Source organism: Alphaproteobacteria bacterium US3C007, assembly GCA_034423775.1.
Lineage (GTDB): Bacteria > Pseudomonadota > Alphaproteobacteria > Rhodobacterales > Rhodobacteraceae > Thalassovivens > Thalassovivens spotae.
The window spans coordinates 3,282,502-3,294,969 of sequence record CP139918.1; the positions used below are offsets into that span (position 1 = coordinate 3,282,502).

11 protein-coding genes are annotated in these 12,468 nt (G+C 46.0%); 7 read left to right on the forward strand and 4 right to left on the reverse strand.

Features of this window, described 5'->3' with window-relative positions; genetic code table 11:
* The first annotated feature begins 65 nt into the window (after positions 1–65).
* The 7 genes from UM181_15725 (at position 66) to UM181_15755 (ending at position 7,711) form a co-directional block, all read left to right on the forward strand.
* Entirely contained in the window at positions 66–827 is a 762-nt protein-coding gene (locus tag UM181_15725; GenBank protein ID WQC62743.1) for a hypothetical protein, read from the forward strand.
* A gap of 2,263 nt (positions 828–3,090) precedes the next feature.
* On the forward strand, positions 3,091–3,564 hold the full coding sequence (locus tag UM181_15730; GenBank protein ID WQC62744.1) for a tetratricopeptide repeat protein: 474 nt from the start codon (positions 3,091–3,093) through the stop codon (positions 3,562–3,564).
* A 100-nt stretch (positions 3,565–3,664) separates the two neighbouring features.
* A complete protein-coding gene (locus UM181_15735) occupies positions 3,665–4,132 on the forward strand; it encodes a TspO/MBR family protein (GenBank protein ID WQC62745.1) in 468 nt (155 codons plus the stop codon).
* Positions 4,133–4,189: 57 nt separating this feature from the next.
* Positions 4,190–5,080: a DMT family transporter gene (locus tag UM181_15740; GenBank protein ID WQC62746.1), complete on the forward strand. Its 891-nt coding sequence runs from the start codon at positions 4,190–4,192 to the stop codon at positions 5,078–5,080.
* A gap of 653 nt (positions 5,081–5,733) precedes the next feature.
* Positions 5,734–6,051, forward strand: a complete 318-nt coding sequence (locus tag UM181_15745; protein WQC62747.1) for a hypothetical protein — start codon at positions 5,734–5,736, stop codon at positions 6,049–6,051.
* 51 nt (positions 6,052–6,102) lie between these two features.
* The gene (locus tag UM181_15750) at positions 6,103–6,663 is read left to right on the forward strand and encodes a tetratricopeptide repeat protein (protein ID WQC62748.1); all 561 of its coding nucleotides are present in this window, start codon (positions 6,103–6,105) and stop codon (positions 6,661–6,663) included.
* 148 nt (positions 6,664–6,811) lie between these two features.
* Positions 6,812–7,711 (forward strand): LysR family transcriptional regulator, encoded by a 900-nt coding sequence (locus UM181_15755; GenBank protein ID WQC62749.1) that lies wholly within the window; start codon positions 6,812–6,814, stop codon positions 7,709–7,711.
* Here UM181_15755 and UM181_15760 read toward each other — a convergent pair.
* The 4 genes from UM181_15760 to UM181_15775 are packed head-to-tail and all read right to left on the reverse strand — an operon-like array spanning position 7,708 to position 12,160.
* Positions 7,708–8,820, reverse strand: coding sequence for a dimethylsulfoniopropionate demethylase (locus UM181_15760; GenBank protein WQC62750.1), 1,113 nt, complete (start codon positions 8,818–8,820; stop codon positions 7,708–7,710). The two genes, UM181_15755 and UM181_15760, sit on opposite strands and share 4 nt — an antisense overlap.
* Before the next feature lie 3 nt (positions 8,821–8,823).
* On the reverse strand, positions 8,824–9,174 hold the full coding sequence (locus tag UM181_15765) for a hydroxyisourate hydrolase (GenBank protein ID WQC62751.1): 351 nt from the start codon (positions 9,172–9,174) through the stop codon (positions 8,824–8,826).
* Positions 9,174–10,913, reverse strand: a complete 1,740-nt coding sequence (locus tag UM181_15770; GenBank protein ID WQC62752.1) for a thiamine pyrophosphate-binding protein — start codon at positions 10,911–10,913, stop codon at positions 9,174–9,176. Before UM181_15770 ends, UM181_15765 begins: the two co-directional genes overlap by 1 nt.
* 32 nt (positions 10,914–10,945) lie before the next feature.
* Positions 10,946–12,160: an alpha-hydroxy acid oxidase gene (locus UM181_15775; protein WQC62753.1), complete on the reverse strand. Its 1,215-nt coding sequence runs from the start codon at positions 12,158–12,160 to the stop codon at positions 10,946–10,948.
* Positions 12,161–12,468 lie beyond the last annotated feature (308 nt).

Here is a 12,468-nt window from a genome sequence, read left to right on the forward strand (position 1 = left end):
GCCGGCAATAATGGGTCCAAAGATCAGCCAGCACGCGCCTTGTAAATAAGATTGTGGTGACCAAAATGTTGAACATGATCAGGTTGTTGGTATTAAGTGTTTCTTTTATTGCAGCATGCGCGCATGTAAGCGTGGCTGCCAGCTTTGACTGCAATAATGCACTTGATGAGACTGAGATCGTAATTTGTGATAATCCGCAGTTATCTGCCTTGGATAACCTTATCGGTGTGTGGTGGAAAACTGATCGACAACCCATAGGTGATACAGAAAACCCAACAGTGGACAGCCAGCGTGAATGGCTTAAGCGCAGAAACACTTGCGCCAGCGATCAAATTTGCATCTTAGCCTATTACAAATCTCGTATTGAAGAGTTTGGATTTGGAACTGTTGGCATATTTGATCACGCGAAGGGAAAACCAGAATTTTTTTTGTACTCTGAACTTTTCTATGCATACCAGTCATCAGGATTTTTATATCGTTTTACAAACGCTGAAAGAAAGGCAGGTCAAGCCAAACTGGAAAATCCAACAATCATAATCCCTGACCTGCGATATTTGGAAAAAATAAATTCATGCAATAAAAACTCAATTAAAGCAGAAGTTCTCTTGGTGAAAGCGACATTCAAAGATGTCCTTGGAGTTAACTTATCGAATAATGGGCAAGTTATGAAAGAAATTGGCACCCATGCAAAGTGGGCGGGACACGGAGATCAAAGTTCGTCAGTGCGTTATCGCCTGATAAATGGCGACTTTATCCCTCATAAAATTTTAATCGATTCTTGTCTCGATAACATCAGCAATCAAGTGGAAGCAATATTTGAACAGTAACCTAACCCAAAAAAATGTGCGCTTTGCCAACCGTCCAAGAAAAGCGGTTTTCTATTTTCATGCATAGTAAGGAGCTCTAGCAAGAAGGCAGAATGGTAGGCTTTTTAACTAAACCCAGTTTCTTCGCAGAGGCATGAACCGCAATGCCAATCGTTCAAAAAAGAATAAAAATAGACAATCATTCAATACTTTACGACTTAAAAGTTGCCAAGAACGTTAAAGCGCACATATAAGTAAGTTTTCTATTATCCCAAATATCAGCTTATATCGCAATCTTATGTATGCTTTATAAGCATGAAACGCGCCGCAGTTTGATGGTTTTTAAAGCTGATCTGTCTTGCTTTTTCTCAATGCTACGATATCGCATTTCAACACTCGCCACTGGTCCTTTAGCAGAGTTTTAAGAAAACTTTGATATCGTCATCCACGCCGATTATTGGAAAACAATTTTCAAATTCCTGTTTTGAAAACATTGGTTTTGTCGGTCAGTGCCGTGTGAATTAACTCGACCAAGACATCAATTTCTGGCGCAGTTCTATCTGTTGCGCTGCACACAGAAGCTATTGAACTGATTATCTTTGCTTCGCACCAGTTTTACCTTTGCCGGCCCCCAATTGGCCTTTGCGCTTTGAAGACGACCTATTGGCCTCTTCGCTTTTGAATTTATTTTTTGCCAAAGACTGCTGCTTATTTTTCAACATTTCAGCCATGCTGATTTTAGGTTTATCTGACACAAGGTTCCCTTTTCAAAAAAAGACCTTAGCAGACCAAGAGAGAATGACAATAAAGGCACAGAGATCACTTCAAAGATTTTATGTTCAAAAAAATTCAATTCCGTGTTTCGGCACATAAAATTTTGCTTTTAACCGTTGTTCACATAGTTCTTCGTTGCTTATATGGCGGTGCTATGGCGGTTGTCCTCGTCTGCCCGATCACATCAGAGTAGAGCGATCCTATCTGGGCATTTCAATTCTTAATAAAAAACGTATTAATATGTACGCTTTAATAATATGTTGTAACACAAGTAAAACAAACATTATCAACAAGTTATCCAACGAAACTTTCATATTTTAATGACAAATCAATTCGAAGATGTGAGTGTTTAAAGCATGATTAAGCTTTTTATTTAACAAACAAGCAGAGCAATAAGGGGCAGTTTGGAATGTAAAGATTTTTCCACAGAAGCTGACGAAGTGATGACACCTAACAATGCAAAAGTTGAAATGGTGAATGTTGGTGGTCAAAGAGTGATGAAAATTTTCGCAAAACCTGGCTGAAAATGGTTTACAGACATCAAACCTGTGGTCGGTACAGAAAGCTGCCAAGCAAAACATGTCAGCGTTATTGTCGAAGGTTCAATGACATGCAGGCATGATGATGGGTCAGAACTGACCTATAATGCAGGAAGTGCTTATTCAATTGAACCAAGCCATGATGCTTGGGTAAATGGAGATACCGCCGCTGTCGCATACGAATTTCACGGTTTATGGAGTGGCAAAGGATAAAGCCGCCTGCTTGACGGCCCCAAGCAAGCCTTAATGTAGCTAAGGGGCAGTCATGGTCTTCATGTTTGCCTCAAAGGGTTTAGAAAAACTGTTGATCACCCGTACTAAAGGCGTTGAATATGTATTTGGCAAAGAGTTGTCACGCTTAAACGCTTTGTTTTTTAAGATCAGTCTGCTATCTTTTGATTTCAAAATATAAGAACGTGGGTGGGTGGGGTGCCACTACATTTCTCTCGTAAGCGGGCTCGTTTTTAATGAAAAGCCCCTTCTCTGCGTTACTCATATTAGCTTTGGTTGTAATGTTTGCACTTGGCTTGCCGGAACGCTAAGACAACTTAAAAGATTGGCCAATCGGTCTTACATAATGCCCAACCCCATCATGTGATTTTCAATAATTTCGCTTGCGCGCGAAGCAAACTGACAAGACATTTAAATCGATGACAAGGTTTTTCTGCCCGACTGTGCGAATGCAAAATTGATCTAAATCTTTTTTTTCATCGTATCTTATACATCAATTACAAAAGAGCATCTGTCCTCTCCTATCTGCGCCAGTTGCCACTTTCGTTAACGCGGCTCAAGCCACCGCTGATCAAGATGCGGCATAAAACAGTAAGGAAAGAATTCATGTTTTTGGCAAAAAAGATCTTGGCAACAAATCTCGTATTGACGGGAGCTTTAATCGGAACAGCTGCCCTCACAATTATAGCATATGGCTGCAAAAATAAAAAAAACAGCTCGATAACAGAGGAACGCACATCATGAAAAAGGCATTTGTGTTATTTCTAGGTGCATGCTTGATTGGCACCTTTACCTTTGCGGCGGGCAGTTCTAGCAACTCGTCTTCCAGCTCTGATCGATATGGAGCATCAAGTGCAGAAACAAACCGCTTTTCCAAGATCAATGCTCTGATCAGGCTAGAAAAATTTGCTGAAGCACATGCCGAACTGAAAAACCTCTCGCCTCAAACAGACGAGGCAGAGCGTCAAAACCTTTTAGGGTTTACCGCTCGAAAATCTGGCGATTTGGCAGCAGCTGCCAGCTATTATAAGACTGCATTGACGATTGACCCCAAACATATTGGCGCGCTGGAATATCAAGGCGAGTTATTTATTCAACTTGGCGATATTGAAAAGGCTCAGGGAAATTTAGCAAAAATAGAAACGATATGCTGGCTTCCTTGCAATGAAGAATATGAGCTTAGAGGTGCTTTAGAAAAAATGCTCACCAATTAAGTGTGCTGCTATGCAAAAGCGTTCTGGCGCTAGATATTGTCTTTGTCAGAACACTACTTTCATGCTTAAAAAGCGTTTTTTTAAAAGTTAGGGGCCGTAATTGAAACTGAAAATAGCGGTTTGGCTTTCATTATACGCTTGCACGATTGTGGCAGCTTCGGGCGCTATTTGGTTTGCAGGTAATTTGAATGCTAACGATTGGATTGCGCCTGATGTAGCGCCGCCTGCATGGCTTTTTGGCCCCGTTTGGACTGTCTTATATCTGTTTATTGCAACAAGCGCCTATCGCGTGATTTATGCAGACCCTCATAAGCTAAAAGGCGTTGTCTTAGGTTTATGGAGCTTACAAATGTGTTTGAATACGCTTTGGACACCTGTGTTCTTTGGCGCATTTGATTTACCCGGCGCTCTCGCTCTCATTGTGGTTCTTTGGGCGGTAATTGGAGCGTATAGTGCTGTTAGCTTCTCAGTTGATCGAAAAGCTGGATACCTGTTTTTGCCTTATTGGGCATGGGTCTCCTTCGCCACAATTCTAAACTATAAATATATGATTTTGAATCCGCTTTAACCTATTCTTAAAATGAATGCCGTGTCGGTTCCCCTAAATAAGGTTTGACTATTCATCATGCGACCTCTTAATCGAACCGGCCTCGCTATCATATTAAGCTTACTTGCATTGGCATTGTTCGATTCAATGGGTTTGATAATAAAACTGCTTTCTTCAAAATTTTCTGCTGCCGAGCTTTCGACCTGGAGAAACCTATTCGGATTAATTCCAGCTTTTTTAGTACTTTATTCGTCTAGAGCTTGGCGCCAAGCAGGGCAGATTTTTAAAATTAGGCAATGGAAACTAGCTCTTTTTAGGGGCGTTATTGCCACGCTAGCTCAGCTTTGTTTTTACATGTCACTCGGCCTGATGGCATTTGCAACCGCGTCTACAATTACCTATGCCGGAGCGCTTTTTACAACTGCGTTTGCAATACCAATTTTAGGAGAACGCGTAGGTTGGATGCGCTGGGGGGCGGTTCTCGTCGGGTTTGTTGGTGTTGTTTTTATATTGCAACCTGGCAGTGATGCGTTCTCATTTTTCTCAATCTTACCCTTAGCCGCAGCGGCATTCTATGCGCTGCTGACAATCACGGCTAAATTATTTGATGATGAGGTACCTAGTGCTTTGGTAAATCTGTACTCTTCAGTCATTTCAACCGCTTGCGCTACGATTATAACCTTGTTCATTGGTGGGTTTACTATGTTTACTTCTTTTAAAGAGGTTCTCTGGTTAGTCCTTATGGGAGGGTTTGGCGGATCTGCAGTTCTTTTATTGGTGACCAGTTACCGAATGACAGAACAAAGCAATTTGGCGCCATTCAGTTATTTTGGAATTCCTATCGCTTTTTTATTTGGATGGGCATTTTTCGACGAAACACCTTGGAATACATTATTCCCAGGCGCAGCACTCATCATTCTTGGAGGTTTGTTAATTGTTTGGCGCGAAAGTGCCCTCGCAAAACGTTAGAACTAGAATTTTCATTGCGATAAAATTTGTTCAACGAAACTCTACACCCCTTTCAATAGCTTTGGCAGGTTGTTTTTGAAGTTTGACTTATGAGTAGCGTATCCAAAAAGATTTTCTGTCGACGCCAAGTATAAATATACCCCTAAGGGCTCTGCAGGCACCCCACTGCTTTATAAGTAAGCCCTGCAATCTTAATAATAAGTTCGCGCAACAAACATCAACAAGCCCCGCCCCCTCTGCCATCTGAAAGGTTTTCGCTTTGCCTGTTTGGTATTGGCTATGCAGTTTGGATCTATCACCGCTGGGGCGATTTCCAGCAGCCGTTCCGCTATGCCACCCATCCGTCGAATTGAGCGCGCTAGGCCCGAACAGCTGACGGTGAGATTGGACGCTGGCGTGGTGAATGATGCGGTAGCACATGAATGTCGCGATATTGTCATGCCCGATCTGTGCTGTCCTTCCCGGAGAGGCTTTAGATTGAATGCCAGAACGCAAGTTTGCACTCTTGATTGCAGGAAAGCTGCGTCTGTAAAAGGGCTCACGCATATGGCCAATATCAGCAGTCGCACTTAGAGTCTTAAGAGTGAATTTTCAAAATCATTATTTTTGGCGCGGTAATTGCAAACCTATCCTCTAAGAATAGGAGGATAGACATGTCAGAGGTCAATAATGTTGGGCTAAATGCATTTCTCGCGCAGCAATACGCGCCGAAGCAATCGGAAAAAATACCTACCCCCGCTTCAACCGAAAAAGTAAAATCTGAACCAAGCAAAAATGCCGATGAGCGCTCTGTCGTGGTTAAGATAAGCGCCGCCGCACGCTCTATGCTTGAAGAGACGCGCGCGCTTGAAAAGCGTCAGGCCGATGCAAATATAGCCAATGCGGCGATTGATAAGCGTTTGGAGACCGTACGCTTGGACAGCCAACGCCTTGAAGAAACGCTATCTGCAAAAGCCACAGAGGCCGCTTAAAAACCGAACTATATAATTTGACGAAACGCCAATATAGTCTACCTTTTGGCGATGATGATGTGGTGGAGACATATTTTTAAGCCCTGGAGTGCGTTTGCGACGCTGTTTATTATCACGGCCAGTCTTAGCCTGGCAAACCCAGAAGACCTATTAGATCAGTTGGCGCTCAGCGCCTCTGAACAAGAGGCGCAGCCGATAATTTCAAAGCTTTGGGGTGAATGGACCAGCGCGCATAGCTCTAATGCCGAAGGAAGCTTGATGCAACGTGGCATCATTGCGATGAATCAAGGCCGTATCGATGACGCAGATGTGCTCTTCGGCAGGTTAATTTTTATAAATCCTGATTTTACCGAGGCGTGGAACAAGCGTGCCACTTTACGTTTTATCAAGGGCGATTACGCAGGCTCTGAAGCCGATATTTATGAAGTTTTGATCCGGCAACCACGCCATTTTGGAGCCTTATCAGGCTTGGGTTTAATAAATATGAAATTGGGGGAATGGCAAAAGGCCATAAACGCGTATGAAAGCCTTCTAGGCGTGTATCCCCACAGCCCCGATGCCAAAATCTATCTTCCCGCATTGAAGCGGAAACTGGGTGAAATTGAACTTTAGACGTTTTTGAACCAGCAAGGGATCTGGCGTGAAACGAGGGCAGAGCAAACCCTAATAAGCCTGCGGGGCCTTTAACACGTGCCTGCTGTTCTTTTTCCCAAAATAATCTATAGATAACTCCACCCGATCTTGGAACAAATGGTGGGTCATGAATTTTCGACAATTAGAAGCCTTTCGAGCCACAATGCGTTCTGGCTCAATAACGCGTGCGGCAGCGTCATTGAATCTTTCGCAACCCACGGTGAGCCGTCTGATCAAAGATCTCGAAGCTCAGATAGGCTTTGCCCTTTTTATCAAATTGGGGCGTGGCATCAGACCAACGACAGAGGGACAAAAATTTTATGAAGGCGTAGAGGCCACGTTTATGGGCCTTGACCGGCTGGATGATTTGGCCAAAACACTGGAAAGCAGTTCCGGGGGCACCCTTTCTTTGGGGGTCATCCCGTCGCTGGCAACGATAGAAATTCCAAGTGCCATAAACAGCCTATATCAGGCCCGACCTGACGTTAAATTACAGATCTACCTGCGTAACACACCTGCCATTATCGAAGCTATTCAATTGCAGCAATTGGATCTGGGCGTGATCAGCCGGCAACCGCCCTATAATGGCGTTGAAATCCTGTATCAAACCACCCTGCCCTATGTTTGCTTGGTTCCCGAAGAGCACGCTTTGGCTGGTTCTCAAACTGAGGTGAATTTGAACGACCTAGCGCAGACAGAAACCTTTATTACTTTTGGTGGCATTTTTCCCGAACAGATAGCCGGTCTGGATACGGCAACCATCGCCCATCTAAAGCAACGCTCGCGTTTATCGGCGGCCAATATGCCGATGGCCGCGGCATTGGCAAAAGAAACCGGCGCGCTGGCGATCGTTGACGTTTTATCCGCCGGAGTTGCTGTCGGAACAGGTGGTGTGACCAGCCTGCCACTGGTTCAAAATCTTGAATATCATCTGGCTGTTGTCGCGCAAAATGCTGGTACATTGTCACGTCACGGGCAAGAATTGGCGGGCATTATTGCCAAGCGCTTAGACAGAATTCGATGTTAAGCAACCGGCAAATCTCTTATCCAGCCCGCGCGCGGCGGTTGATCTTCCACCCGCACCTCAACGTTTAAGCCCGCGCGCCAATAGCCTTTCTCGAGAAGAGACAACCCTATATTGTTTTCTAAACGCGGCGAATATATTCCCGATGTGATTTCACCAATTTTTTGTCCCTCACAAATCACAGGCCATGGGATTGCGCAGGTTGGCACGGGGGGACCTTCAAATTCAACTGCATGGATCAACCGCTGAGGGCCTTGCGCAGCGATCGCGCATACCGCATCCCGGCCGATGTAATCAATAGAACCGCTCACATCACAAAATTTACCCAGCCCTATTTCAAATGGATTGTTTTGAAGGGTCATCTCATTGCCATATGAAAAAAGGCCGCCCTCAATCCGTTCGATCAGATTGGGGCAACCGGGGCGAATGTTATACGCTTGCCCTGCCCTCCAGAGCAAATCCCATAAACCGGGGCCATGCGCCGCCCCCTGCACATAAATCTCAAACCCGCCTTGGCGCGAATACCCGGATCGGGCGATAAGCTGCTGGGTTCCCTCAACCTCAATCCACCCAAATTTGAAAAATCCAATATCGCGTATATCTGGCCCGAAAACCTCGGCCAGCAAAGCCTCAGCTTGCGGCCCCTGCACGGATAAAGGAAAAACATCAGGCTCATGAATATAGGCATTTAGCCCCCGGCCCAAGGCCAGCCCTTTGGCATAAAGCAGTAAATCGCTATCGGCGATTGACAGCCAAAACCGATCTTCGGCCAGCTTTAAAAGAACCGGATCATTTATCAGCCCCGCTTGGTCATCAATGATCGGCACATATAGACACTGCCCCACCTGTGCCTTGCTGATGTTGCGCGGGGTCATCAATTGCACCAAAGCGCCAGCATCTGGGCCCGATATTTCAACCTGCCTTTGGCAAGACACATCCCAAAGCTGCACATAGGCGCGCAAATGCCAATAATCTTCTTCAACACTGGTTTCAAAGGCTTTGGGCAAGAGCATATGGTTGACCACGGAAAACCCCCGAACCCCCAACGCCTCGACGCGATCCGTATAAGGTGTGCGACGAATACGCCGCGACATATTTAAGCCATCAGCCATTGGTTAATCTCCTGACCACCAAACAGAGTAAGAATTCGGGTTGATAATGATCGGAATGTGGTAATGGCCTTCCCGATCAGGCATCGAAAAACGAAAGATGATTTCATCCATAATGTGCAGCCTTGCGCGAATGAGATCTTGGTTTTGCCAGTAATCTTTGGTTTCAAAGACCAGTTCATAGCACGCCTCGGGGCTCAAAAGTCGCGCATCCAAGGTTTCTTTAAGCCGCCCGCCAGCATCCATCTGAGTGTCAAATAAACAATTTTGATTGGTCAGATTGATCAGGCGGACAGGAATAAACCCAGCATGTGTGCCATCAAATCCGTTCAGCGTGTGAGATGTTAAAACGGCCATTATTCAATCGATGCCTTATCACGTTTATCGGAGGTGGCTGCTACGATCGGGCTAATAACACCACGACATTTCACGTTGAGGCAAGCGGTCTTTCCGCTGGCCATCGCCCGCGCCAAAGCAGGGCCCAAAGCGGCACGATCCTCGACCAATTCTCCATATCCCCCCATACCTTCAAAAAGGGTGTGAAACGGAATATCGCGAAAATCGGTGGCAAAATGGGAACCGTTCGCAAATAAACGCTCTTGCTGCTGGCTGATACAATCCAATCCGCCATTATTATCTATTACAACGGTGATCGGCAGCTTTTCCTGAAACGCCGCTTCGATGGATAAGCCACCCGACAAAAAGGCGCCATCCCCCGAAATTAACACGACATTACGTTCCGGATGCGCCGCTTTTGCTGATAGGGCAAAGCTTACCCCTACGCCCAGCAAGCTATAATTCCCCGGGTGCAAAATACCGCCAAGTTTTTGACCACGCCACCCAGCCATATTAACAGCAATTTCCGACCAGAAATGCGTGTTGCCGCCGTCAAAAACCAACCAATCCTGATCCTGTAACTGGCTTTGCACATCCAATGACAATTGCAGCGGGTGCATTTTGCGCCCCTGCGCTTGATCGAGTGTATTTTCTGTATCCAAATGCGCGTACCATTCATCAACCCATTTGGCGCGGCGCGCTTTCTGCAGCTCAAGCCAAGGGGCAAAATTAACTTTCACACCTGACAAAAGATCTAAAAATGCAGCGGGGTCGCTGAGTATCAACCGATCTGCCGCGCGATTGTAATTCAGTTCTTCGTGGCTGCCATTGACACAGATCAAATGCGTTTCCGCTTTGATAAAAGGCGGATTTCCGAAATTCATTTGATTGTCGAGTCGCCCTCCAATCATCAATATTATATCCGCGTCCTGCAACGCCTCTTTAGAGGGGTGATATTGGTGAAAATCTGCCAACCCCATATAGGTTTCACATTCCTCACCCAGTAGTTTCTGATGATAGGGAACGTTGAATACAGGAATTTTCAAAGCTTTCGACGCGTCTTCAAGGTTTTTTTCCGTGTGTGACCACCACACCCCGTGCCCTGCGATGATAACAGGCCGCTTTGCCATATTAAGCAGGTTTATCACATCTGCCATCACCGCTGGTTCTGGCCAAGCTTTTGGCAAAGGCCTGTCGCTACGGTCAAATGGGCGCTCATGACGACCTGCATCCGCTGGAAAACTCGCAAACATTAAATCAACCGGCAAGCTGATATGCACAGGCCCTGGATAACCAGTGGTTGCCGCTGTCCAGGCCCGATCGACAAATTCGCTGATCCGCTCACCATCGGTAATTTGAACCGAATATTTCACCAATGGGGCCGCGATGGCGACATCATCAATTTCTTTAAATCCGCCTGCACCTTGGCGCTTCAGCGTCGAAGACCCAGTCACAAATATCACCGGCGCTCGTTCGCCGCCAGCCTCCAACATGGCCGGCACCGCATTTGCGAAACCTTCCGGACCAACCAAGCAAACAGCCGGTTTGCGCGTGATACGCGTATGACCATCAGCCAAATGTCCAGCAACCTGTTCATGGGGGCAGTTGATCACAGGCATTTGACATTTCATAAACCCTTCGAGCGCAGGGTTACAAAAGCCACCAGCAAGCGTAAACACATGCTCAGCACCTTTTTCTTTGAGTGCACGGGCGAGTATCTCGCCACCACGCAGTTTTATCTCTTTGCTCTTTTCGTTCACAGGATCTTCACCTTCTTACCCATAAAACCCACCTAATCTAGCAGGGCATGATTATTTTTTACGATCATCGCAGGCGTCAAATCGGATATGTTTCGCGCACCCAATTGTGCCATCGCAGCAGAAACATCATAGGCCAAACCGCTGAACAACGCGTCCAGCCCCCGCGCACCATCAGCCGCCAACGCGTAAAGCACCGGACGGCCCAACATCACCATATTGGCGCCACAAACCATGGCCTTCACGATATCTTCGCCATTGCGAACGCCGCTATCAATAAGCAACGGATAATCCGGACCAAGCGCTTGCCGGATCAATGGTAACACTGCAATTGACGCCGGCGCGCTGTCCAACTGGCGCCCCCCATGCGTGGAAATATAAATCGCATCTGCGCCGCACTCTTGCACCTGCAACGCGTCGGGCACCGAGGTAATTCCTTTGACCACCAGCTTGCCCGGCCACAATTCACGCAATCGTTTCAAAAATTCCCAATCCGCTAAAGCGCGGCTTGCATCTCGATCAAAACCATCTCCATTATCCGGAAAGTTTAGGGGTTTGGGCACGCCGTTTGCCAAAGTTGCGAGACTCCACCTTGGATGGGTTGCGAAATCAAAAAATTGTTTTGACCTCATCCGAAAGGGCATTTTAAACCCATTCGCAACATCGCGCAAACGCCGGCTCACTTGAGGAACATCCACCGTGAATACCAAGGTTGAATATCCGGCATTTTGGGCCCTTCGCACCAAAGAAAGCGTATGATCGAGCGGCGGTGTTACATAAAGCTGAAACCATACATAAGTACCGGCCCATTTGCGCATATCCTCGAGGCGGCTAGACGCTGCAGATGACAATCCCACCGGAATCTGCGCAGTTTTCGCAACTTGCCCCATTATTTGGTCCGCCTTGGGATGCGAAAGATTACACATTCCCATCGGCGCGATTCCAAAGGGCAGCTGAAACGATTGATCGATAAATTTTGTGGTTAGGTTTCTGGGGTCAACCTGGCGTAAAACACGTGATTGCAGTTGAATATCACCAAATGCCTGTTCATTGCGTGCCTTGCCAATTTCGCGCCCCGCCGCTCCATCAATAAAGTCAAAAATAAGTTTGGGAAGCCGCTTTTTGGCCAGAAAGCGCGCATGAGTTGCGTCAATGACGCAGGGCGCGCCCGATTTGATTGAACTTTCGTAAGACACATATCCCCCAACGCCTTTGCAAAAGGGGATACTAAAGCCGCTAGGCAAAAACAATTCGCTTTTATTTTGCCATTCATACATTTTTTGTATGAATTTATTGAAGCAAATATTCGTTATCGAGGTAACAAACTTATTTTAAATTCTGACAATTGTTATGTTCTGTTCGCCATCTAATACGGGGGCCAAATGGCAAACACCGTCAATTTAGATGGAAAACTAAAATAAATCTGTTAATGATTACGCATGCTGACGTTTTACTAAAAAGAAAATTTGATGAATAAAGTCATAACGATCACATGCATCGTACTTTTTTGCGCCACTGCCGCAAGCGCACAAACGGTGCCATCGACGCAAAATGGTAA